23 protein-coding genes are annotated in these 24,738 nt (G+C 44.6%); 10 read left to right on the forward strand and 13 right to left on the reverse strand.

The window, feature by feature from the left end; all coding sequences use genetic code 11:
* Nucleotides 1–52: 52 nt before the first annotated feature.
* The 5 genes from SIO70_RS28895 to hemH all read right to left on the reverse strand — a co-directional run bounded on the left by SIO70_RS28895 (nucleotide 53) and on the right by hemH (nucleotide 5,446).
* Nucleotides 53–1,429: an NAD(P)(+) transhydrogenase (Re/Si-specific) subunit beta gene (locus SIO70_RS28895; protein ID WP_320576761.1), complete on the reverse strand. Its 1,377-nt coding sequence runs from the start codon at nucleotides 1,427–1,429 to the stop codon at nucleotides 53–55.
* A 3-nt stretch (nucleotides 1,430–1,432) separates the two neighbouring features.
* Nucleotides 1,433–1,744, reverse strand: coding sequence for an NAD(P) transhydrogenase subunit alpha (locus tag SIO70_RS28900; protein WP_083721481.1), 312 nt, complete (start codon nucleotides 1,742–1,744; stop codon nucleotides 1,433–1,435).
* A 7-nt stretch (nucleotides 1,745–1,751) separates the two neighbouring features.
* A complete protein-coding gene (locus tag SIO70_RS28905) occupies nucleotides 1,752–2,867 on the reverse strand; it encodes a Re/Si-specific NAD(P)(+) transhydrogenase subunit alpha (protein ID WP_320576764.1) in 1,116 nt (371 codons plus the stop codon).
* A 198-nt stretch (nucleotides 2,868–3,065) separates the two neighbouring features.
* Nucleotides 3,066–4,406 carry a protoporphyrinogen oxidase gene (hemG, locus tag SIO70_RS28910; protein ID WP_320576766.1) on the reverse strand — a complete coding sequence of 447 codons (1,341 nt, stop codon included), beginning with the start codon at nucleotides 4,404–4,406 and terminating at the stop codon, nucleotides 3,066–3,068.
* Nucleotides 4,407–4,408: 2 nt separating this feature from the next.
* Entirely contained in the window at nucleotides 4,409–5,446 is a 1,038-nt protein-coding gene (gene hemH, locus SIO70_RS28915; RefSeq protein WP_320576768.1) for a ferrochelatase, read from the reverse strand.
* A 233-nt stretch (nucleotides 5,447–5,679) separates the two neighbouring features.
* On the opposite strand from hemH, the gene hemA reads away from it, so the two are divergent.
* From hemA to hemL, 7 genes are read left to right on the forward strand one after another with little or no spacing between them, the layout of a single operon-like run.
* Entirely contained in the window at nucleotides 5,680–6,933 is a 1,254-nt protein-coding gene (gene hemA / locus SIO70_RS28920; RefSeq protein WP_320576769.1) for a glutamyl-tRNA reductase, read from the forward strand.
* A 5-nt stretch (nucleotides 6,934–6,938) separates the two neighbouring features.
* A complete protein-coding gene (gene hemC, locus SIO70_RS28925) occupies nucleotides 6,939–7,859 on the forward strand; it encodes a hydroxymethylbilane synthase (RefSeq protein ID WP_320576771.1) in 921 nt (306 codons plus the stop codon).
* Nucleotides 7,849–8,550 carry a uroporphyrinogen-III synthase gene (locus SIO70_RS28930; protein ID WP_320576773.1) on the forward strand — a complete coding sequence of 234 codons (702 nt, stop codon included), beginning with the start codon at nucleotides 7,849–7,851 and terminating at the stop codon, nucleotides 8,548–8,550. The genes hemC and SIO70_RS28930 overlap by 11 nt, the downstream gene beginning before the upstream one ends.
* Nucleotides 8,551–8,555: 5 nt before the next feature.
* On the forward strand, nucleotides 8,556–9,581 hold the full coding sequence (hemE, locus tag SIO70_RS28935; protein WP_083721488.1) for a uroporphyrinogen decarboxylase: 1,026 nt from the start codon (nucleotides 8,556–8,558) through the stop codon (nucleotides 9,579–9,581).
* Complete coding sequence (hemF, locus tag SIO70_RS28940) at nucleotides 9,581–10,489, forward strand: oxygen-dependent coproporphyrinogen oxidase (protein WP_320576775.1); 909 nt, start codon at nucleotides 9,581–9,583, stop codon at nucleotides 10,487–10,489. The genes hemE and hemF overlap by 1 nt, the downstream gene beginning before the upstream one ends.
* Before the next feature lie 27 nt (nucleotides 10,490–10,516).
* On the forward strand, nucleotides 10,517–11,485 hold the full coding sequence (hemB, locus tag SIO70_RS28945; protein WP_320576777.1) for a porphobilinogen synthase: 969 nt from the start codon (nucleotides 10,517–10,519) through the stop codon (nucleotides 11,483–11,485).
* 17 nt (nucleotides 11,486–11,502) lie between these two features.
* Complete coding sequence (gene hemL / locus SIO70_RS28950) at nucleotides 11,503–12,789, forward strand: glutamate-1-semialdehyde 2,1-aminomutase (protein ID WP_320576780.1); 1,287 nt, start codon at nucleotides 11,503–11,505, stop codon at nucleotides 12,787–12,789.
* 85 nt (nucleotides 12,790–12,874) lie between these two features.
* Here the strand turns inward: hemL and SIO70_RS28955 are convergent, their stop codons facing one another.
* The 3 genes from SIO70_RS28955 to SIO70_RS28965 are packed head-to-tail and all read right to left on the reverse strand — an operon-like array spanning nucleotide 12,875 to nucleotide 15,243.
* Nucleotides 12,875–13,648 (reverse strand): dienelactone hydrolase family protein, encoded by a 774-nt coding sequence (locus tag SIO70_RS28955; RefSeq protein ID WP_320576782.1) that lies wholly within the window; start codon nucleotides 13,646–13,648, stop codon nucleotides 12,875–12,877.
* A 58-nt stretch (nucleotides 13,649–13,706) separates the two neighbouring features.
* Nucleotides 13,707–14,501: an O-methyltransferase gene (locus SIO70_RS28960; RefSeq protein WP_320576784.1), complete on the reverse strand. Its 795-nt coding sequence runs from the start codon at nucleotides 14,499–14,501 to the stop codon at nucleotides 13,707–13,709.
* Nucleotides 14,502–14,505: 4 nt separating this feature from the next.
* On the reverse strand, nucleotides 14,506–15,243 hold the full coding sequence (locus SIO70_RS28965; protein ID WP_320576786.1) for a glycosyltransferase family 2 protein: 738 nt from the start codon (nucleotides 15,241–15,243) through the stop codon (nucleotides 14,506–14,508).
* Between the two features lie 274 nt (nucleotides 15,244–15,517).
* Between SIO70_RS28965 and SIO70_RS28970 the strand changes: the two genes are divergently transcribed.
* Together SIO70_RS28970 and SIO70_RS28975 are read left to right on the forward strand one after the other, a co-directional pair.
* A complete protein-coding gene (locus tag SIO70_RS28970; RefSeq protein ID WP_143708725.1) occupies nucleotides 15,518–16,768 on the forward strand; it encodes a hypothetical protein in 1,251 nt (416 codons plus the stop codon).
* Between the two features lie 83 nt (nucleotides 16,769–16,851).
* A complete protein-coding gene (locus SIO70_RS28975; RefSeq protein ID WP_320576790.1) occupies nucleotides 16,852–17,793 on the forward strand; it encodes a hydrogen peroxide-inducible genes activator in 942 nt (313 codons plus the stop codon).
* A gap of 145 nt (nucleotides 17,794–17,938) precedes the next feature.
* On the opposite strand, the gene SIO70_RS28980 is transcribed toward SIO70_RS28975, so the two are convergent.
* From SIO70_RS28980 to prmA, 3 genes are all read right to left on the reverse strand, one after another.
* Nucleotides 17,939–18,745, reverse strand: a complete 807-nt coding sequence (locus SIO70_RS28980) for a M48 family metallopeptidase (RefSeq protein ID WP_320576791.1) — start codon at nucleotides 18,743–18,745, stop codon at nucleotides 17,939–17,941.
* Between the two features lie 154 nt (nucleotides 18,746–18,899).
* Complete coding sequence (plsY, locus tag SIO70_RS28985; protein WP_320576792.1) at nucleotides 18,900–19,538, reverse strand: glycerol-3-phosphate 1-O-acyltransferase PlsY; 639 nt, start codon at nucleotides 19,536–19,538, stop codon at nucleotides 18,900–18,902.
* A 135-nt stretch (nucleotides 19,539–19,673) separates the two neighbouring features.
* The gene (prmA, locus tag SIO70_RS28990) at nucleotides 19,674–20,495 is read right to left on the reverse strand and encodes a 50S ribosomal protein L11 methyltransferase (RefSeq protein ID WP_320576794.1); all 822 of its coding nucleotides are present in this window, start codon (nucleotides 20,493–20,495) and stop codon (nucleotides 19,674–19,676) included.
* Between the two features lie 168 nt (nucleotides 20,496–20,663).
* Here prmA and SIO70_RS28995 point away from each other — a divergent pair, with 168 nt between their 5' ends.
* Complete coding sequence (locus SIO70_RS28995) at nucleotides 20,664–21,236, forward strand: hypothetical protein (protein ID WP_320576796.1); 573 nt, start codon at nucleotides 20,664–20,666, stop codon at nucleotides 21,234–21,236.
* A gap of 62 nt (nucleotides 21,237–21,298) precedes the next feature.
* On the opposite strand, the gene SIO70_RS29000 is transcribed toward SIO70_RS28995, so the two are convergent.
* Nucleotides 21,299–22,114 carry an NIPSNAP family protein gene (locus SIO70_RS29000; RefSeq protein ID WP_320576798.1) on the reverse strand — a complete coding sequence of 272 codons (816 nt, stop codon included), beginning with the start codon at nucleotides 22,112–22,114 and terminating at the stop codon, nucleotides 21,299–21,301.
* Between the two features lie 149 nt (nucleotides 22,115–22,263).
* Nucleotides 22,264–24,666 carry a polyribonucleotide nucleotidyltransferase gene (locus SIO70_RS29005; RefSeq protein ID WP_320576800.1) on the reverse strand — a complete coding sequence of 801 codons (2,403 nt, stop codon included), beginning with the start codon at nucleotides 24,664–24,666 and terminating at the stop codon, nucleotides 22,264–22,266.
* Nucleotides 24,667–24,738: the final 72 nt, after the last annotated feature.

Below are 24,738 nucleotides of genomic sequence, written 5' to 3' on the forward strand. Positions count from 1 at the left end.
TATTTCGCACCTGTGCTATCTCCGTGATCTACATCTACGCTATCTCCGTGATCTACACCTGCGCTATCTCCGCAATCAATTGCTGCATCACAGCTTTCGCATCTCCAAACAGCATCGCTGTCTTTGGCCTGAAAAACAATTCATTCTCTATGCCTGCATAACCAGGCTTCATACTTCTTTTATTGACAATCACTGTTTTTGCACCTTCTACTTCTAATATCGGCATGCCGTAAATTGGCGAGGCAGGATCACTTTTGGCGGCCGGATTCACTACATCATTAGCACCTAATACCAGCACTACATCGGTTGTATTGAACCGGGGATTTGCCTGTTCCATTTCCAGTAATTTTTCATAGGGTACATCTGCTTCTGCCAGCAACACATTCATATGTCCCGGCATTCGTCCTGCTACCGGATGAATGGCATATCTTACCTCTACACCTTTTCCTTCCAGCAATACTTCTAATTCATGACAGGCATGCTGCGCCTGTGCTACTGCCAATCCATATCCGGGTACAATCATTACCTTATGTGCATAAGCTAATACAACTGCGGTATCTGACAAACTGATCTCCCTGTATGCGCCTTGTTCCTTATGACTGCTAGTAGTATTACTTCCACCAAAACTGCCGATCAATACATTCTTCAGGGAACGGTTCATTGCTTTACACATCAGGATCGTTAAAATCGTTCCTGCAGAACCTACTAATATACCACCTGTCAGCATCACGGGATTATCATACAAAAACCCGCCACATGCCGCTGCCACACCAGTAAATGAATTCAGCAATGAAATCACCACAGGCATATCCGCACCTCCTATCGGCAACACAAAAAACACTCCATATAACAGCGATAATAGTAGCACGACCAACATGCACCACAACATTGTAACCGGCTGCACTCCTATTACGAATGCAGCGACGGCTACAATTACCACAAGCAAGAATATGTTGAAAATATGCTGACCTTTGAAGGCAATGTCTTTGATCTTTCCATTTAGTTTTCCCCATGCAATCACGGATCCTGCAAATGATACGCTGCCAATTATTAATCCTGCAATAATGATAAGTAAATGCAGGCTTCCTGTTGCTGCATTTACATGCTCAAACTCTACTATCGATATCAATGCCGCACACGCCCCTCCCATCCCATTGAATATACTTACCATCTCCGGCATAGCCGTCATCTTCACCTTCCTTGCAGACACCAATCCAATCACCCCTCCTATCAATAATCCGCCTGCGATCCACCAGAAATTATGCAGGTGTTCCCCATTGCGCGTATATAAAAATATCGTACCCAGTATCGCGATCGTCATCCCTCCCGCGGCTATGAGATTGCCTTTGCGGGCAGTGGCGGGATGACTTAACATTTTCAGGCCAACAATAAATGTAACAGAGCCAATCAGGTATATCAATGATAACATGAACTATTTATTTTTCTTTGACTTGAACATTTCCAGCATACGGTCCGTCACCACAAAACCACCGACTACATTCAGTGTGCCTAAGATGACAGCGAGAAAACCTAAGATCAGTGCGAGGTAATTATCTTTCTCCGCCTCTCCCATCACGATGATAGCACCAATAATCACTACCCCATGAATGGCATTGGCACCACTCATCAGGGGTGTATGTAATACCGACGGTACACGGGAAATAACTTCTATACCCAGAAAAACGGAGAGTATCACCACATAGGTCATCTCCATATGTTGTTCGAAAAACGAAAAAAGGTCCATTGTGCTATTATTTTAATACGGCCTGTAGTCTTTCACTGGTCACTGCACCTTCGTGGGTGATACAGGCCCCTTTTACGATATCGTCTTGTAGGTTATTGACTAACTGACCGTCTTTGATCAGTAGTTGCAGGAAATTGAATACGTTCTTAGCATACAGTTTACTGGCATCAGCAGGCATACTGGCTGCAAGATTGGAATCACCAATGATGGTAATACCATTGTGCAGGATGGTGGCCTGGTCCCTGGTCAGGGCGGTGTTTCCCCCTGTACCTGCGGCTAGGTCTACGATCACACTACCGGCACGCATACTGTTGATCATATCTTCTGATACCAATACCGGTGCGCGTTTTCCGGGTATCTGTGCGGTAGTGATCACGATATCTGCTTTCGCAATACTGGCGGCGATCAGGGCTTCCTGTTGTTGTTTGTAATCAGCTGATTGTTCTACTGCATAACCACCTGCATGCGAGGCATCGGCAGCGCCTTCTACGGAGATGAATTTAGCGCCGAGACTCATCACTTCTTCTCTTACTACCGGTCGGGTATCAAATACTTCGACCACCCCTCCTAGTCTGCGTGCAGTGGCAATGGCCTGTAACCCTGCTACGCCGGCGCCCAGTATCAATACTTTGGCAGGTGCAATAGTTCCTGCTGCTGTCATGAACATGGGGAAATAACGGCCATACGAGACGGCTGCTATCAATACTGCTTTGTAACCGGCAATGTTCGCCTGTGAGCTCAGTATATCCATCGATTGTGCACGCGTAGTTCGGGGTATGTTGTCAAGACTATAAGTAGTGAGAGCATGCGCAGCCCATTGCTGCATTAATTCGTGGTGATGCAATGGTTGATAAACACCGGCTAAGATAGTGCCGGCCCGGAGTAACTGCCAATCTTCCGGAATCTGTATGCTGCATACCAGATCGGATTGTTGCAGGATTTCCTGCCTGGGTCTGACAGCGGCCCCGGCCTGTATATAGGTATCATCGGCATAAAAAGCAGCTGCGCCCGCATCTGGTTCTACCCAAACAGTTCCGCCCTGTTTTCCCAGCTGCTTTACTATGTCCGGTACTAAAGAAACCCTTTTTTCTGGTAGCTGTTCTTTTAGAACCCCTATAATCATTCAGTGGAATTTATGTACTGAATGTACGGTTCTTTTTTGCCATAAACAAAAACGCATTTTATAAAAAAATCGCCGTTTATTACTGATGTCACAGGCATCAGCAATAAACGGCGGGAAAGGATGGCCTGCGGCCGGCTTTAAAAGATGGCCTGCAGCAGGCTTAAAAAATTGAAATAAGTGATTACGTTTTTTTTAAAATTAAATCCGCTCTGCAATGGCTTTCGCCCCTGATATGATTCCGGGGATAGATACACCCGTCACATAATTTCCCGCTACTATTATTCCCGGATTTTGCTGTTCAAATGTTTTTATTTGTTGCCGGGTGGCTGCAAAGCCTACATTCAATTGCGGAATGGCTTTGTGCCACTCACTGAATTTTTGTAATTCAGGCGGCGTGGTCAATCCCAGCAATGCCATGAATTCTTTTACCACAGTTTGCTGCAATTGTACTGCTCCCATCTGCTCAAACAAAGCTTCCTGCTGTGCACCGCCTACGAATACTGTAAATAAGACCTTTCCTTCCGGTGCCCTTGATGGGAATACCGCTGAATTACAAATAGCGCCCAGGAAATGTTTATGCTCTGCATGTGGTACCAGGAAACCAAAGCCTTCAGGAATTTTGTCCTTTGCTTCCTGTCCAAAACCAAGGTGCAATACACCCATGTGTGGATAATGAAGATCTTTTAATGTAGCAGACAAACCAGCATCCAAACCAGCAATGGCATCCGCTGTCGCATAAGATGGCGTGGTAAAGATCACCTGCCCCGCATTCAGCATCTGTGTTTGTCCATTTTCTTCATACTGCACAATGTAATCATTAGCTCCTTTGGTAATACCGGTTACCCTGCACCCCAATTGTACCCCTGTTTGTAACAGCGATACCAATCGCTCAGGCAATACCTGGTTACCACCTTTGAAAGCAATGATCTTACGCCCCCCCATTTCACCTTTGCTCTTCATCATTCCTTTGGTCACACTACCATAGGTCTTTTCCCACTTTGGCAATGTGGGCAGCACTTCCTGTATCGATAATTTATCCGGATTACCTGCATAAATACCAGACAAAACCGGTTCAAATACATACTCCATGATCTCCGTACCAAAACGACGGGTCACAAAAGAAGTAACCGATTCTTCGGTTGTCGTTTTATCTGCTTTGCGGAAACTCTCTGTGAATAATCGCCACTTGGCGCCACCGCTTACATATTTCGAACTGATAATCTTAGCCGGGTTGGGCGAGATACCATGTAACTGTCCGTTCCTTACAAGAAAACGATTCTTACTGGCAGCCGTCGCTTCCATCACTACATCTTTCAATCCGATCTCTTCAAGAAACGACAAGGTATCAGGTGTAGCACCAATAGAATTAGGTCCTGCATCCAGCTCATAGCCATCAATATGCAAAGAGCGGATCACGCCTCCGGCCTTATCTCCTGCCTCCAGTATCTGATAAGGGATTCCTTTTTTCTGTAACTCGTAGGCGATGCTTAGCCCGGCTATACCGGCGCCTACAATGATAACAGGTTGTTGTGTATCCATGATTAATTATTGGCTTGCAACGCCCCCATCCACTTCACGATTGCCTGCACCCATAGTGGGTGTATATTCAAACAGGGGATCATAGTGAAACTATCTCCACCGCTACTGATAAAAGAATGCTTTCCTTCCACCGCTATTTCTTCCAGCGTTTCGAGGCAATCGGATACGAAAGCCGGACAGGCTACCAGCAGGCGTTTTACACCTTGCTTTGGCAACTCTTCCAGTTTTACAGCCGTGTATGGCTTGAGCCATTCTTCCCTACCCAGTCTGGACTGGAAAGATACACTCCATTTCTCCCGTGGAATTTTCAGTTTTTCTGCTACCAGTTCTGCAGTAATATGTACCTGATGACGATAACAATAATCATGCGCCGGTGAATCTACATGACAACAATCGGCTACCTGAAGGCAATGTTTGCCTGTAATGTCGCCTTTGTGTATATGCCTTTCCGGTACTCCATGATAACTGAACAGCAGGTGATCAAAGTCCTTAGTTACGTAAGGACGCATGCTCTCTGCCAGTGCATGGATGTAATCAGGTTCTTTATAATAAGGAGGTACGACCGTGAGTTTGAACGGGTACTTCTTCTTTTTATGTATACTCTTCGCATGCTCCACCGCCGTTTCATAAGATGACATGGCATAGTGCGGGTACAGCGGCAGTAATACCACTTCTTTCAGGTTGGGATTCTGCTTTAACAGATTTTCGTATGCCGCTTCCTGAGAGGGATTACCATAACGCATGGCTATTTCTACAGGCATATCCAGGTCGTGGCGTACAGCATTCTGCAATTGCTTTGTCAACACGATCAGGGGAGAGCCTTCCGGCCACCAGATGGATTGATATGCCTCAGCGGACTTCGGCGCACGCCGGGGTACTATGATACCTTTGATCAGCAATAAACGGAACAGGTAAGGGTAATCGATCACCCTTTTGTCCATCAGAAATTCATTTAAATATCGCTTCACATCAGGTACTGCGGTAGAATCCGGTGAACCCAGGTTCATCAGAATGATTCCTATATCAGATTTAGCTTCCATTAGACTCTTTAAAAATTGATGCAAATGTAATAGGTTTGGTGCCCTGAAAATGTCATACAATTGTTGAAATAACAGATTAAGGCTCATCTGACCAGAATTAACATGCAAACTGATAAAAATCATTTTTCTGCTAACCCTGATCACCATCAGTGGAAATGACTAACTAATGACAGCCTGATGCCTGATGTTGCATAGTATGAATGTATTTTTGCACCGGAAGCTTATAATAAACAATGCAGGGTAGTCAATCAAAGGATATAGCCCATTATCATATAGTTGGTATCAACTATAAAAAGACAGATGCAGCTATAAGGGGGTCGTTCGCAATCAATCAGGCACAATACGGGCAATTGCTCGAGCAGGCAAAAACTGCGTACCTCGATGATGTGTTCGTACTTTCCACTTGTAACAGAACAGAGATCTATGGCTTTGCTGAAGATCCACAACAACTGGTAGAAATGGTGTGTCGTCAGACTGATGGCGATTGCAATCTTTTCAGCCAGCTCTCCTATGTTAAATCGGGCGAAGAAGCTATCAAGCACCTGTACCAGGTAGGTACCGGTCTCGATTCTCAGATCCTGGGTGACTATGAAATCATCGGTCAGATCCGCAACGCTACAAGATTTGCAAAAACCAACGGATGCCTTGGCGGTTTCCAGGAGCGACTTGTAAATAGTGTACTGCAGGTATCAAAACTGATTAAGAATGAAACCGCCCTCAGCGCCGGTACCGTATCTGTCGCTTTTGCCGCTGTACGTATGCTGGAATATAAGGTGCCGGACATTCTCAATAAAAAGATTTTACTGGTAGGTGTCGGAAAGATAGGACGCAATACTATTAAGAATATGATGGATTACCTCGGGGTAACAGATGTGACACTGGTGAACAGGACACTCGCTACTGCCGAAGAATTCGCCAGACAACACGGGCTACGCCACGCTCCCTACGAGCACCTGGCAGAAGAGCTGAACAGAGCCGATATTGTTCTGGTAGCCTCCAATGCACCGGAACCCAATATCCTCAAACAACACTTTGAAGGTGCAGGTCCTAAACTAATTATCGACCTCTCTATTCCTTTCAATGTGGCACCGGAAGTCAGTGAACTCCCACATATTTCCCTGGTAAACGTAGATGAATTGTCTAAGATACAGGACGAAACATTGCAGATGCGCCAGCAGGAAGTGCCAAAAGCACTCTCTATCATAGAAGAGCATATGAACGAGTTCCTCTACTGGTACAAAATGCGTAAGCATGCAGTCGTACTCAAAGCCGTAAAAGATAAGCTACAGGAAATCCATACCAAAGAGATCCGGGAGCAAAAAAACGGCGCACAATATAAACTGGAAGATATGGAAGCTGTCTCGTCGCGTATCATCCAGAAAATGATCAACCTGATGGCTGGAAAGGTGCGCCGTGAAACAGATAAAAGTGATCAGTACATCGCGATGATCAACGATATATTTGAGGCAGGAGTTAAGCAGGATTAATCATAATGAGTAAAGAAATTAAGATCGGCACAAGGGAAAGCCAGCTCGCACTGTGGCAGGCTAATAAAGTTAAAGACCTCCTGGAAGCACAGGGATACACCACTGTGCTGGTGCCTATAAAAAGCGAAGGCGATATAGACCTCGTCACTCCACTGTATGAGATAGGCGTACAAGGCATATTTACCAAAAGCCTTGATATCGCATTGCTGAACGGACGAATTGATATCGCCGTACATTCTCTCAAAGACGTTCCCACTCAACTGCCTACAGGTATTATACAGGCCGCTGTTCTTGAAAGAGGCCCTGTAAAAGACCTGCTGGTATATAAAACAGATACCGCTTTCCTGGATCAACCGGAATATGTTGCGAATATCGCTACCAGTAGCGTACGTCGTAAAGCACAATGGTTGCGTAAATACCCACAACATCAGCTGCATAACCTGCGTGGTAATGTGAATACACGCCTGCAGAAACTGGCTGCTGAACACTGGGATGGCGCCATCTTTGCTGCTGCCGGCCTGGAAAGAATTGGTGTACGCCCCCCTACTTCTGTAGAGATAGACTGGATGCTGCCGGCACCTGCACAGGGAGCTGTAGTGTCTGTATGCCGTGAGAATGATGATTACTGCCGTCAGGCACTGGAAGCACTGAATGATCTGTCGACTGCATTGTGCACACGTATTGAACGCGACTTTTTACGTACGCTCATGGGTGGTTGCACCACCCCGATCAGTGCATATGCATCTATTAAAAATGGAGTGGTGGAATTCAATGGTGAGCTGTGTAGTCTGAATGGGGATACGTTGCTGAGTATTGCTGATAGTGCGCCTTTGGAAGAGGCCGCGGTTATTGGGAAGCGTGCTGCTGAAAAAATTCTCACACAAGGTGGGGATAAAATTGTAGCGCAGATAAAAAATGGCAAATAAGTACAACATATTAAGTACAAAAACGCTACCGGCTATTCTTCATGAATTAGCTGAGGAAAATGGTGCCCTGCTTCGCATACATAATTTTGTAGAGATAGCACCCGTTTTCATTTCTCCTGAATTTCAGGAGGCCATCAATCAGCTGATACAATCATGCAATGTCACCGTTTTTACCAGCGCAAATGCTGTGTTAAGTATTAAAGGTGTTACTGCCCCCGCACAGATCTGTTGCCTGTCAGGCAATACACTCGAAACTGTTCAACGAATATTTCCAAATGCTACGATCGTTGCCACTGCCGATCATGCTGCAGAACTGGCCAATCAAATGATCGCCACCCGCAATATCCATTCTGCTGTTTTTTTCTGCGGCAACAAACGTCGTGATACATTGCCGGATCTGCTTCAACAACATCATATCGATCTGAAGGAAGTCGTGGTATATGAAACGATACCTGTTCCGGTTCCCATTGAGGGACACATTGATGGGGTGCTTTTCTTCAGCCCCAGTGGCGTAGAAGCTTATTTTCAGTATAATCAACTGGCACCTGACACGGTTTGCTTCGCTATCGGACAGACTACCGGCGATGCGCTGAAAGCATATACCAGTAAGGTGGTCGTGATGAATGAAGAAAAACCATCGGCAAAGAACCTGCTACAACTTGCAATAACTTATTTTAAAAATCATAACTGAGACTAATGAGTGCATTAAAGAATGACCTTTTACTGAGAGCTTTACGCGGAGAAAAAACGGAACGTACACCAGTATGGATGATGCGCCAGGCCGGCCGTTATCTCCCTGATTATATCAAGCTGCGGGAAAAATATTCCTTCTTTGAACGCTGTATGAAACCTGAACTGGCTACAGAAATCACTGTGATGCCTGTACACCAGGTAGGCGTTGATGCTGCCATTATCTTCTCCGACATTCTCGTGGTACCACAGGCTATGGGCCTCGAAGTACAACTGATCGAAAAAACCGGCCCGGTTTTACCAGATCCGATCAGAACTGTGGAAGACATGAAAAGGATATGCGTTCCCGATGTAAATGATAAACTCGGTTATGTATTCGATGCCCTGCGCATGACCAAACAGGCACTGGATGGTGCTGTTCCTTTGATCGGTTTTGCAGGCGCACCATGGACCCTGCTCTGCTATATGGTACAAGGGCGTGGTTCCAAAACATTTGATGGTGCAAAACAATTCTGCTATCAGCAACCAGCAGTGGCACATCAGCTACTGCAAATGATCACAGATACCACGATCATCTATCTGAAAGAACAGGTAAAAGCCGGTGCTGACCTCGTACAGATCTTTGATTCATGGGGTGGTATGCTGAGCCCTGAAGACTTCGAAATTTTCTCTCTCCAATATATGCGCCAGATCGTAGCTGCGCTGAAAGATGTATGTCCTACCATTCTCTTTGCAAAAGGAGCCTGGTTCGCACTGGAAGAAATGGCTGCAACCGGCGCCCATGGTCTCGGTATAGACTGGTGCATTAAACCGGAACTGGCAAGACAGTTTGCAGGTCCGAACGTAACTTTGCAGGGTAATTTCGATCCTGCCAAATTACTGGCACCGATTCCGGAAATAGAAAAAGCAGTGAAGAACATGCTGAAAAGCTTTGGTGGACACAGACACATTGCCAACCTGGGACACGGCATTTTGCCAAACGTTCCGGTAGACCATGCAAAAGCATTTGTTGAGACTGTAAAAGCGTACTAATGAGCGTTAAAGAAAAATTCATTTCCTTAATACACCAGCTGCAGGATGATATCTGTACAGCATTGGAAAAGATTGATGGGAAAGCGACCTTCCGCGAAGATCGCTGGGAACGCCCCGGTGGCGGTGGTGGTAAAACCCGCGTGATCGTAGATGGTAATGTGTTTGAGAAAGGTGGTGTAAATACTTCGGTCGTAGAAGGAGAATTGCCGGAAGTAATGGCGAAACAGTTTGGTGTAACCGGCGGTCAGTTTATGGCCTGTGGTATCTCGCTGGTGATCCATCCGCTCAACCCTTATGTACCTACTGTACATGCCAACTGGCGTTACTTTGAGCTGTACGATGCACAGGGTAACATTAAAGATAGCTGGTTTGGTGGTGGTGCGGATCTCACGCCTTATTACCTGGATGAAGAAGATGGCAAACACTTCCATCGCACATTTAAAAATGCCTGCGATCCTTTTGGAGCAGCATTGTATCCGCTCTATAAAAAACAATGCGATGAATACTTTGTAAACAAGCATCGCAATAATGAAACACGCGGCATAGGCGGTATCTTCTACGATTACCTCCGCCCTGATGCCAGCAGAACTGCGGAAGACTTATATCTTTTTTCCAAAGCTACCGGGGAAGCTTTTATTCCCGCTTACCTGCCCATCGTGGAAAAAACAAAAGATTTACCTTACACCACTGCCAATAAAGACTGGCAGGAATACAGGAGAGGTCGTTATGTAGAGTTCAACCTGATCCATGACAGAGGTACTTTATTTGGTCTCAAAACCAATGGCAGAATTGAATCTATCTTAATGAGCTTACCGCCCAGGGCCCGATGGGAGTATGATTATCACCCGGAACCAGGTAGTGCTGAAGCCAGGATGGTAGAATACCTGCAACCACGTGAATGGGCATAAATTGCTAACTACAAAAACAGAGATATTATGATTCGCCGTAACAGAATTATGAGAGCTACTCCCGCCATACGTGCTATGGTTGCGGAAACGATTTTAAGGCCGAGCGATTTCATTGCCCCCTTATTCATTGTAGAGGGGAAAAATGTGAAGGAAGAGATCATTTCCATGCCGGGTTATTTCCGGTATTCACTGGATCTGATCGTAGAAGAGGTAAAAGAATTGTGGAGCCTGGGTATTAAGAGTGTGTTGCTGTTCGTAATGGTTCCTGATAACCTGAAAGATAATAAAGGTACAGAAGCGGTAAATCCGGATGGATTGATGCAGCGTAGTATCAAAGCCATCAAGGAGGCAGTTCCTGGTATCGTAGTGATGACGGATGTGGCATTGGATCCTTATTCCATCTATGGCCATGATGGTATCGTAGAGAATGAGCAGATCGTAAACGATGCAACTGTGGAAGTACTGACCCGTATGAGCCTTAGCCATGCGCAGGCAGGTGCCGATTTTGTAGCCCCAAGTGATATGATGGACGGCCGTATTCTGGCTATCCGCAACATCCTGGAAGAAAATAATTTTACCAAGGTAGGTATCATGGCATATAGTGCCAAATACGCTTCCTGTTTCTATGGCCCGTTCCGCGATGCACTTGATTCTGCACCAGGCTTTGGTGATAAGAAAACTTACCAGATGGATTATGCAAATTCCACAGAAGCGATCCTGGAAACAATGCAGGATATAGAACAAGGCGCGGATATTGTAATGGTAAAACCGGCATTGGCTTACCTGGATATTATCCGTATTTTGAAGGATAATGTACATGTACCGATCAGTGCTTACCATGTAAGTGGAGAGTACGCCATGATCAAGGCAGCTGCACAAAAAGGATGGCTGGATGAAAACAAGACCATACTGGAAACACTAACCAGCATCAAGCGTGCAGGAGCCAGCCTGATTGCTACTTATTTTGCGAAAGACGCAGCTAAATTATTACAATAAACAGCTTAACTACTACCATGTACGAGCAAAGCAAGAAACTTTTCGAACACGCTAAAAATGTCATTCCCGGTGGTGTAAACTCTCCGGTACGCGCATTCAAAAGTGTAGGCGGTACGCCTATCTTTATGAAGAGTGCTAAGGGAGCTTACCTCTACGATGTAGATGGCAACCGCTATATTGATTATATCAATTCATGGGGACCAATGATCCTGGGTCATGCGTATGAACCAGTCATAAAAGCCATCCAGGAATATGCGGGCTATTCCACTTCTTTCGGTGCGCCGACAGAACTGGAGACTAAGATTGCGGAGCTGATCGTGCGCATGGTACCGAATATTGAAATGGTACGTATGGTGAACTCAGGTACAGAAGCCTGTATGTCGGCCATGCGTGTAGCCAGAGGTTTTACAGGCCGCAATAAGTTCATCAAATTCACAGGGAACTACCATGGCCATGCCGATGCATTTCTGGTAAATGCAGGCAGTGGAGTGGCTACTTTAGGTATACAATCTGTGCCTGGGGTTACGCAAACTGTTGCAGAAGATACGTTGACCGTTCCTTACAATAATTTACCGGCTGTGGAAAATTTAGTGAAGGAATATCCTGATCAGATAGCCGCAATTATCGTAGAACCTGTAGCGGGCAACATGGGCTGTATCCTTCCCCAGCAAGGGTTTTTGGAAGGCCTTCGTTACATCTGCAACGAGCACAATATCCTGCTCATTTTCGATGAGGTAATGACAGGTTTCCGTTTGGCCAAAGGAGGTGCGCAGGAACTGTTCAATATTAAAGCAGATTTGGTTACCTTTGGCAAGATAATTGGCGCAGGAATGCCTGTAGGTGCTTTCGCCGGACGTAAGGAAATCATGGAAAATGTAGCACCAGCTGGTAAAGTCTATCAGGCTGGAACATTGAGCGGCAATCCTATAGCCATGATAGCTGGTTATACATTGTTGCAGACGTTAAACGACAATCCAGACATTTACCGGCAATTGGCAGAAAAAACAGCATACCTCTCAGGTGGTTTACAATCAGTATTAAATGCGGCTGGCATCGTTCATCAGGTAAATAGCATTGGTTCAATGCTGAGTGTGCATTTCGCAGAATATCCTATTATTGATTTTGACGCAGCCTCTGGCGCAAACAACGAATTATTTAAGCGTTTCTTCCATGCTATGCTGGAAAAAGGTATTTACCTGCCTCCTTCCGCATTCGAAAGCTGGTTCGTAAGTAATGCTTTGACAATCGAAGATCTGGACGAAACAATTGCTGCCGCAAAAAGCGCAATTGCGTCCTTGAAATAGTTAACAATTCAAATCCTGTGCAGAGTGGAAAAACGCCCCGGTCAAGTCGGGGCGTTTATTTTTTATTTACACTTGTGCGTTTTTTTTATTTACGCTTGTGTGAGAATAACCATGGTATTAAATCCGGTTCGGCAAAAGCATTGTCCCAGCTATTGTGACCTACACCCGGATATTCTGAATATTTTACCTCCGCTTTCAATCCTTTCAGTGCTGCATAATAATCCCTTGAACCTTGCACAGGCACGGCAGGATCTGCATCTCCATGGAATATCCAGACAGGCACCGTTTTAAATTTCTTTGCATTTTCCACATTACCAGCCCCGCAGATGGGGAAACCAGCCGCCCACTTTTGCGGGTAGCGTGCCAGCAGGTCGAATGTACCCATGCCTCCCAGCGATAAGCCGCCGATATAGACTTTTTTAGTATCGATCTTTCCTGATTTATTTAAACTGTCTACCAACTCTCCTACTAATCTGCCTGATGCGGTAGGAGGTGCATCAGCGGGGAACATACGGCCATTACCTGAGCGTTCGAACGGTCCCCAGGTAGAATCGTTGGGTAGTTGCGGGAAGATGACGAAGGCAGGGTATTTGTCACGGATGGAGTCTTTGAGAAATAATGCGCCACCATGGGTGAGTTGGGCGGCATTGTCACGGCCACGTTCACCTGATCCATGGAGGAATACGATGAGGGGATACTTTTTGTGGATATCATAGTGTAAAGGTGTGAGCATGCGGTAGCGAAGGGTATCACCATTGTGAATATATTCTTCGTAACTGTATGCGCTGTAATCGGGTGTCTGTGCTTTGGCGAAAGATACTATTATGCATAGCAGCAGGGTACAAATTGTTTTCATCATGGAATAAACGTTATGCAACTAAAGTAATAAAAAAGGGGATCGATTGATCCCCTTTTTCTTAATATTTCAATATAAAGTGTTGTTTTATCTTCATATCCGGCAGGAAAAACACCAAACCGATAAAGAACAAATCGATCGTAAAGGTTACCCGTGGATGATCCTGGATCGTTTTCCATGCTTTCTCCATGTCCTCCGTCCAGTGAATATCATCGAAAATAAAAATGGAACGATCATGGGCTTTGGCCAGACACAGTTCAAAGTATTCCAGTGTAGGTACAGAGCGATGGTTCCCGTCAATGAACACATAGTCTACCTGCGGCAACTCATCCAGCACACCTGCCAGTACATGGTCAAAATTTCCTACCCGCTGGGTGATATTCTGTAACCCCAGTGACTGAAAATTCTTCCCTGCCTTGGCCGCGATATTCGGACATCCTTCTATGGTATATACTTTCGCATCCGGTGCGGCTGCCTTTGCCATGTAAGAAGTAGACAAACCCATAGAAGTACCCAGTTCCAGTAAATACTTTGGCTGGTAATATTGAATGAGTCTGTAAAATAACTGCCCGAACTTAGGCGGCTTGGCCGCATGCTTTGTAATATCTCTCACTGCCCGCTCATTGCCGGCATTCATGAGCGACCCTGCTCCCAGATCGGTGACCTGCAGGGTTTCATTACTCTTTAACAGCTCTTTCCGCAGTTGTTCTACTGCTTTATAATCCGCAGGTTGGCTTTTATCCCTCAGTACATCTTCTATCATTGCGTACACAAACGGAGAGTGCACATCATGCCGGTTACCGGCTGTGAAGTAGTAATTCAGGTATTTTTTAACAAGTTGCCACTGTACATTCATCAGATTAATAAATTTTCGCCCGGATCAGCCCTATTTTATGAAGGCGGTGTTGCAATGATACGCGCAATACCCCTAATCCGTATATACTGCTTCTTTTAAAGTTGATACTGGACGCCTCATCAAAGTACTTGGTAGGGCAGGTTACCTCCCCTATTTCGTATCCTTTCATAAAGATCTGGGACAACATCTCATTGTCAAAGATAAAATCGTCATTGTCTGCCATATAGTTGATATCCCTGAGTACGGTCGCTGAAAATGCACGGTAACCGGTGTGGTATTCACTGAGTTTCTCGTTCATGAGCAGGTTCTGAAACAGGGTCAGGAACCGGTTAAAAAAGTACTTATAACCTGGCATTCCACCTTTTAAGGCACCTTTTCCAAGGATCCTCGAGCCGAGCACTACCGGGTAAACATCATTGGCAATGATTGAGCTCATGGCAAGAATCAGCTTGGGAGTGTACTGGTAATCAGGGTGCAACATGATTACAATATCCGCGCCTAATTCCAACGCTTTGTTGTAACAGGATTTCTGGTTACCGCCATATCCTTTATTATTATCATGGCGGATGATATGTTGGATACCCAACTTTTTTCCAACGGCGACGGTATCATCTTTACTGGCGTCGTCAACCAGTACTACCTCATCAACTATTTCAAATGGTATTTCCTGGTAAGTTTTTTCCAGTGTTAATGCAGCGTTGTAGGCAGGTAATACCACCACTATCTTTTTATTATTCAGCATGAAAGTGGATAATTTGGTCGCAAAGGTAATAAAGTAGTTGAAAGACTGACAATTTCAACTTAGTATAAATTGTTATCTTTGTGCCAAAATGTATTTTGGCACCATATTTTCTTAACATTTAGGTTGATATAGTTCCAAAATGCTACTAATAGCATGCTAATTCACTTACAGGTCTCAACTGCTGGTTATTGATTTTATAACCTTAGGAGGAGATTGTACCTGACAGTGAACAATTTGCAAATCAAATCAGGCCAATATCATGCATTTTAATTCTATGAGATATCTGACACTATTATTGATCTGTCTTGCCGGCACTCAAATTGCCATGGCTCAGGAACCTAAGCCTCAACAACCAACGGATCCTAACGCTGAGTTAAAAAATGTGGTGATGCCACAAGTTAGGAGCCAGGACACTACCATTCGCAGAATAATGGAAGAATTGCAGAAGATCCAGGCAAGCGATCAATCGAATTCAAGCGCTATACAGGGATTACTGCAGGGCCGGGAAATTGACAACATTACCAAGTACCAGCTGATCAGGAACAACATTGTTTACGCCAGCGAAACCTACTACCTGTTAAACAAAAAAATCATTGACCTTAAGTCACGTACCACTACCAACAATCTCGATGTATTCATCACATCGCTGAACAACCCTGAAAGTAAAGAACTGGGTTTCTCGTTGAGTGATCGTATCGTAGAACTGGTAGAGAAAGTGGTGCTGAAAGGTAAGAAGGACAAAAACGATGACAAGAGTAACAAGATCGTAGAATCGACGAAGTCTATCATCGCTTCTCCTATTTTCCAGAGCTTTACTTCATTGACGCCTCCTTTAGCAATTGCTAACTCTGTGATGAACTTCCTGCACAGTGTGAGTGTCAACAATAAGGAAATCAATCAGCAGACACTGAAAGAGTTTGAAAAAGAACTGAACAAATATGTAGTGTATTATACCGCGTTGAACGATGCGAACAATAAGTTTGAATATGGTCTGAACTTCAACAAAGACCAGCTCAACCTGTTGCACGATAACCTGTATGATCACATCATGTTCACCGCCAGTGCACTGAAATTCAACCTGCCACAACGTGGTAACAAATCACTCGGTGAAACACTGAACGACTTCTTCTTTGACTTCAAGAAAGAGAAAGTAGTATTGTTCTTCGATGACCTGGAGAATAAATATACCAAAGGCAAGAAAGTAGATTACGAAGCACTGCTGCGTGAAAATCCAAATCTGAAAGAGGTGAATAACCAGCTGGAAGACCTGGTATTGCAGACCAAACGCTTTGAGAACCTGTACAATGAATACTTTACACTATTGGATTCATACTATGGTAAAGTAGCGAATGCGCTGAAGATTGCACAGGATAATGGTCTGGCTGATAAAGCGACTATTGATGCGAAACAATCTGAGTTCCGTAACCTGAAGGATGAAGCAGTGAAAGAAATTCAGGCTTCCATCAATATCAAGGAACTGTACAACAATACGGATAAGATCAAGTATCGTTACAGAATATTCTAACATCCGCATTTTATGATGCAGACACGCTCCCCGGAATTATTACCAATAATTTTCGGGGAGTTTTTATTACGTTACTTTTGTGTATGACTACAGTTCAACTAGAATATATCGTTGCCGTGGACACCTACCGCAGTTTTGTCGTCGCCGCCGAGAAATGCTTTGTTACGCAACCTACGTTGAGTATGCAGATTCAGAAGCTGGAAGATGAGTTGGGGGTGAAAATATTCGACAGGAGTAAGCTACCGGTAGTACCTACCGAAATAGGGGTGGAAATAGTCGAGCAATCACGCATCATACTGAAAGAAAACAGCCGGATCAAAGAGATCGTATCCGGGCATAAAAAAGAGGTACAGGGCAATCTGCGCGTAGGTATCATTCCTACATTGGCGCCTTACCTCCTACCCCGTATTCTCACGGGTTTCATGAAGAAATATCCAAAGGTTAAATTAGAGATCTGGGAGTATCCGACAGAACAGATCGTACAGCAGTTAAAGCTGGAGCAACTGGATTGCGGGTTGCTGGCGACGCCGCTGGAAAATCCGAACCTGGAAGAGCAACCGCTGTTTTATGAATCTTTCGTGGTATATGCGGCGAAGACGAATCCTTTGTTTGAGAAGAAGATTGTGCGGCCGGAAGATATAGATGTGAGGGAGGTGTGGTTATTGAATGAGGGGCATTGTATGCGGAACCAGGTGTTGAATATATGCAGGGATAAGTTTACGATGGGGGAATATAAGAATCTGGAATATAATACGGGTAGTGTGGAGACGTTGAAGCGGATGGTGGATTTGAATGCAGGATATACGATTTTGCCGGAGTTGTCATTGCAGGATCTGTCTGCGAGGCAGATGAATATGGTGAGGTTTTTTAAGTCGCCCGAACCGGTGAGGGAGATTAGTTTGGTAACGCATAGGTTCTTTGTAAAACAGGCGTTGATTGCTGCGTTTAAGAAGGAGATACTGGCACATGTGCCGGAGAAGATGAAGGCGCAGAAGAATAAGAAGGTGATGGAGATAAATGCATAAAAAATCAATTTCTGAGGACTGCTTACAGTAGTCCTCAGAAATTGAAAAAACAAAAAATGAGGCATGCTTTCAGCACGCCTCATTTTTTGGATCCAGTCCAAACGCTTTTGCCGGAGGCAAAAGCGTTTGGACTTATCTTATTTAATTACTTAACTGGTTTGTAGTACTTCATCGCCTCTGGCATCAGACTTTGCAACTGTGCAATCCTTCGCTCATCACTCGGGTGTGTACTCATCAACTCCATTGGTTTGCTACTACTTGCACTGGCTGAAGCCATCCTCTGCCAGAAAGGAATCGCCTCCTGCGGATTATACCCTGCCATCGCCATAAATATCACCCCTAAATGATCTGCTTCCAGCTCATTCTGTCTTGAAAACGCCAGCATCCCTAAATTACCACCTACACCAAAAGACTGTAAGAAGATATTCTGTACCTGCGGATTCTTATTCAAAGCTACAGACCCTGCGATCTCAATACCCTGAGAAACCAATTGCTGACTCATACGCTCATTACCATGCCTTGCAATCGCATGCGCAATTTCGTGGCCCATTACACAGGCCAGTGAAGTTTCGTTCTGTGTAACCGGCAGCAGGCCTGTATACACCACTACTTTTCCACCTGGCATACACCATGCATTTACCTCTTTATTATCCACCAGGTTGAACTCCCATTTATAACTCGCTACTTCATTTCCCATGTTATTCTGGGTCATGTACTGGGTTACGGCGGCACTGATACGTGCACCTACCCTTTTAACCATGTCAGCATCTTTGTTGCCGGCAGTGGAGACAGTTTTGTTCTCTGTCAGAAATGTCTGATACTCTGTCAGCGCCATAGACTGCATGGTGCTTTCAGGAATGAGGTTCAATTGCTTGCGACCAGTGATAGGCACTTTTGCACAGCTCATCATCATTGCTACACTTACTCCAATAAACAGGAATTTTTTTTGCATCTGATACAAATTTGAATTTTAAAGGGGGCGTCCCTCGAATGCTACAGTATAAATACAGAATATGATCACGACTATTACGAATGTCGTAATAATCATGATCAAAGATTATAATAATTTGTGATAGTGTGCAAGAGATATGCCAGAAAGAACAGGGTTATTTCCTGTCTCTGTGCCTGAACAAAGGCACTTTGCTTTCGTTACCATTCAGTAAGCGGAAGATGTTCTTCTGATGGGTGAGTACCACCATCAGTGCGACAGCAATAGCAAATATGCGATAGAATGTCTCAGGCTCATTAAAGATGAAGAGGATAAGGATCGGGAAAGCAATACTTGCAATGATTGAGCTAAGAGATACATATCTTGTCAGGAACAGGATCAGCAGGAATACAGCTACGCAGCAGATAGCTACCAGTGGCTGAATAGCCAGCACTAATCCGAATAGGGTAGCAATACCTTTACCCCCACGGAAATTTGCCCAGATAGGGAAGATATGTCCTACTACAGCTGCCAGCCCCAGGCCGATCTGTAAGTTGACCAACTGAGTCAGGTGCTCAGGATTCTGATAGTAACCTACCAATAATGCCAGACGTACTGCCAATACTCCTTTTACCATATCCACGAGCATCACAAATGAACCGGCTTTTGGACCCAGGACACGGAAGGTATTTGTGGCACCGGCATTGCCGCTACCATATTCCCGGATGTCCATACCAAATACGCCTTTACTCACCCATACTGCTGTAGGTATGGACCCGATCAGATAAGCACAAAAAAGCAACAATAATTCTGTCATACAATAAGTTAGGTTTTGCTAAGATAGTATTTTTCGCTGTTAAAGTCTGTTAAAGTTAAGAAAATATTAAAATTTACATTAACACGAACATTGGATTATCAGCCCTTATTATATAATCATGTTATAACATATAACTTATTTCCTGGCTAATAATTTCATTGCCAGCCAATTATCCTTATCTAGTATGGTTTCCAGGACTAAACCATTTTTTCTGGCGGCTTCTAAAATGGCTGTTTCATCCTCTTTCAGGATGCCGCTTAGCAATAAAATACCGTTCCTTTCCAGTAAACTACGCATATCGGCCATGAATTCCAACAAAATATTGCGATTGATGTTCGCCAACACTACATGATAAGTATTCCTAATATTTTTCAGGGTATCTGACTGCCATACCTTTACTGCGAGCGCATTGTTATTATCAATGTTCTCTTTTGTGTTTTCTACAGACCATGTATCGATGTCGATCGCATCAATTACGGCAGCGCCCATTTTGGCAGCAAGGATAGCAAGAATACCGGTACCGGTACCAAAATCAAATACCTTTTTGCCAAGGAAATCTATGCCATGCATCAGCTTTATCATAGAAGCCGTGGTCGCATGGTGACCTGTGCCAAAAGACATCTTGGGGGTGATAACGATTTCGTGCAGCGGAGCAGGATCAAATGGCTCGTGGAAAGAAGCCCGTATGCCACAGAAATTGTCAACCAGTACAGGTTGGAAATTACTTTCCCATACGGCGTTCCAGTTTTCCTGTTCTACCCTTTCGCTAGTAAACGTTACGCCATACTTCGTCGTGAGGTCTTTTACTGCTCCCTCATCAAAATTGCTTTCAGGTATATAGGCTACCAGTGTAGCACCTTGTTCTTCAAACCCGTCGAACCCTTTTTCAGATAACTCAGCTATAAGAATATCTTTTATTTCATTGGTACAGGTAATGGTGATAGCTGTATGTGTCATGTAGCAAATATATTAAAATCAGTAAATCCAGTATATGATGGTAACACCTTAAACCCTCATTTTCATGTTATTGTAATGTTAATGGTAAAATATCCCTGTTTACAGCTATATAACACATAATATGTTAATTTTATATTTGCATAATAGTTAATATAAAATTTGCATCCTATGAAGACCTGTTTACTTGCTATCGCTGCTCTCTTTCTTTCCCTCATGACCCAGGCACAAGACGTTGTGAAGTTGTTCCATGATGATACCATGGTGGATTCAATTACTTATACGAACAAAACCACCACCATTGTGATCAACAAAGTGGACCTGGTGAACTATTTTAAGACAATGGATACCATGCTGTTCAACAATTGTTACGATCCGAAGAGTTTCCGTAACATCCAGTTCGCGCACCTGACCAACCTTGATGTAGAAAACCATTTCAAAGCAGCCAAGGCATGGCTGGCCGATTCCACCCATACTGAGTACAATTTCAATACTGATAAATTCACATTGTTCTGGACACAGGGCGAAGGCATCCTGTTACCATATATCGAAGATATGATGTCACAGTTGCTCGTGGATGGCCGTCTGGCTGTAGTGGAGAATGCTACGAAAGTACGCGTACCCCAGTACTCGATTTTCTACGAATATATTGGTGGAGGAGAGTACAAGATCTATAAATTACCGAATGGCAAGATCATCTTCAGGGAAAGTAATTTCTACCTGGAGCAGCTGTCAAAAAGCTAACTAATCCGTATCTGATAAATATTCATGCTTATTATAAAATGGCGCCTTACCGGGTGCCATTTTTAGTATTCTGAATAAGGGGTGGCATGGCATAAAGTAATATCCTGGTGAGATACATTATGTGCATAGTAAGTATCCCCTATTAACTTCTTCCATTCCGCATCTGCACCAAATGCTTTCCAATGTGCCTCTCTTTCCGCCCTGCTTTCAAAACTCGTCATATACATCAGGTTGGGCATTTTGCTACCACTCAGTACACTGGCATAAAACACTGCATTAAAGCCTAAGCGCTTAAATATGCCCACTTCGTTCCCTTTATTGAACATCTCTACCTTGTTCTGGTATAAGCGCTCTGTAGGCCCTTCATAACTGCGTAATTCATAGATCCTGGCGGTGTCAGGTCCGTTTAATTCAGGTGCAGATAGCTGAGGCATTTCAGGGAAAGCTTCTAACACGATCGTTTCCATTCTGCTATAAATGGGATGATCCCAGGCCGTTTCTACATAGTCCTTTCCGTTTTGCAGGTATGCAGCATCTTTCAAGGCATTTTCAGGCCATTTCAGCAGCTTTTCCAGATTTGTTGAAGGTATGAGTATATAAAGAGTAGTATCGCCTGTTACAGGCTTAAACACCCCGATCTTACCAAATCCCTGTTTATGTAAAAATGGGATCAGTGCCTGTTGGCAATAGGTGTCCAGTCTGGCCTCCTGCCCTTTATCTTTCAGATGATATACCAGCAAACTATAAAATTCCTTTTTTGGTGGTACAGGATGTGCCTGTGTCATCCAGGGCAGGAGAAAAAAGAACAGGCAAAGCACATTAAAATTGTTTCCGTTTAAGAAATAGCGGGCGTCTCTCAATACTTGTGGAATCTTCATAATAAATTCAATCTGTTATGAAATTATAATAGAATATCTGATAATGGGATATAAATGTTAGGAGCGGTCAATGGGGAGGGATAAGCAAAAAAAAAGGTGTACCAGTTTCCTGATACACCTGTTGATTTATTTGAAAAATATAGACTAAACTATTCGTCAAACATTGGTTCCATTGGCTCATCGGCCTGGGAAGAGATTGGAGGATCCTGTTGTGGACGCTGACCACGATCACCGCCATCGCGGTCACCACGGAAACCACCACGATCGCCGCCGCCTCTGTTTCCTCCGCGGTCACCACCACGATCGCCACCGCGATCATTGCGGAAACCACCACGGTCGCCACCTCTGCCACCACGATCACCGCCATCACGACGATCGCCACGGTCACCTCTGTCGCTACGCTCCGGACGGTCACCTTCAGGTCTTTCTACATAACCTTCTGGTTTTGGCATCAGGATACGACGGCTCAGTTTGAATTTGCCGGTCTTTGGATCAGTACCTACCAGTTTCACTTTCACTTTCTCACCTTCGGTCAGCACGCCTTCCATATTTTCCAGACGTTTCCATGAAACTTCAGAAATATGCAGCAAGCCTTGTTTACCAGGCAGAAATTCAACGAATGCACCGTAAGGCATTACTGATTTTACAGTAGACTCATACACTTCACCGATCTCTGGCACCGCAACGATACCTTTGATCCATGTGAGTGCTTTTTCCAGACCTTCTTTCTGTGCAGAGAAGATGCTCACTTCGCCGGTTTCACCAACTTCTTCGATGTTGATGGTAGTACCGGTTTCGCGCTGGATCTCCTGGATCACCTTACCACCGGGTCCTATTACAGCACCAATGAATTCGCGGTCGATGATCAGTTTCTCCATACGTGGAGCATGAGGTTTTGGTTCAGGACGGGCACCTTCGAGGCAACCGTACATTGCATCGATGATGTGCAGACGACCCTTACGAGCCTGTTCCAATGCTTTACGCATTACGTCCATGCTCAGACCGTCTACCTTGATGTCCATCTGGATACCACAGATACCATCGCGGGTACCAGTTACTTTAAAGTCCATATCACCCAGGTGATCTTCATCGCCGAGGATATCTGTCAATACTGCCCATTTGCCATCAGAAGCACGGGAGATCAGACCCATTGCCACACCAGATACGTGTTTAGGCAAAGGTACACCCGCATCCATCAGCGCCAGGGAACCAGCACAAACAGTCGCCATTGAAGAAGAACCGTTTGATTCCAGGATATCGGATACTACACGTACTGTGTAAGCATACTCACTACCTGGCATCATCTGCTTCAGGGAACGCATAGCCAGGTTACCATGACCTACTTCACGACGGCCAGGACCACGCATTGGCTTTACTTCACCTGTAGAGAACGGAGGGAAGTTATAATGGAGGATAAATTTAGAATACTTGGAAGTAGCAGCGCTTTCGATCAGCAGCTCATCATCCGGAGTACCGAGGGTAACAGTAGTCAGTGACTGTGTTTCACCACGTGTAAACAGGGCAGAACCGTGAGGAGAAGGCAGGATATCAACTTCCATGTTCAGCGGACGAACCTGATCGAGGCTACGGCCATCGAGACGAACGCTTTCGTCCAGGATCATGTTACGGATCACCTCTTTTTCGAGGTCATGGAAATATCTGCCTACCAGTGCTGCATCTTCATCAGACAGTTCGCCGAGAGATTCTTTCAGTTCTTCACTGATCTTCTCAAAAGCATCACCACGCTCATGTTTGCCTGAACCGGACTTAGCTACTGCCAGGATACGGTCTTTAGCAAATGCAATGATCTTCGCTTTCAGTTCCTCATTTTCATAAGGAAGGGTATATTCACGTTTAGCAGTTATGCCAGCCAGGTCACGCAGTTGTTCCTGCGCTTTCACCTGAACACGGATTGCTTCGTGAGCGAATTCAATTGCTTTAATAATATCTTCCTCGCTACATTCCTTGCTCTCACCTTCCACCATCATGATGTTCTTTTCAGTAGCACCGATGATGAAGTCCATGTCAGCTTTTTCCAGCTGGGAACGGTTTGGATTTATAACTAATTGCCCTTCAATACGGGCAACCCTTACTTCAGAAATGATTTCCTGTACAGGTACATCAGATACTGCGAGTGCAGCAGATGCAGCCAGGCATGCCAGCGCATCAGGAACTACCTCAGTATCAGAAGATATCAGGGTAACCAATACCTGTACATCGCAAAAATAATTATCCGGGAACAAAGGGCGCAGTGCGCGGTCGATCAAACGTGATATTAAAACTTCGTAGTCGGATAATTTCCCTTCTCTCTTGAAAAAAGAACCAGGGATACGACCAGCAGAAGCAAATTTTTCCTGATAATCAACTGTTAGGGGAAAGAATGACTGTCCGGCTTTGGGTGTTTTGTTGGCTACAACAGTAGCTAAGAGGATACAATTTCCCAGACGAACCGTAACAGCACCATCAGCCTGGCGGGCTAACTTACCAGTCTCAAGAGTGACTATGCGGCCATCTCCTATATCGAAATTAACTGATTTAGGTGTCAGATTCATAATAAAGTGAAGATTAAAATGGTATACCTAAAAAAAAGCTATTCCCAACCTTATAAGTTGGGAATAGCGTTA

Source organism: Chitinophaga sancti, assembly GCF_034087045.1.
In the GTDB taxonomy this organism is placed as follows: Bacteria; Bacteroidota; Bacteroidia; order Chitinophagales; family Chitinophagaceae; genus Chitinophaga; species Chitinophaga sancti_B.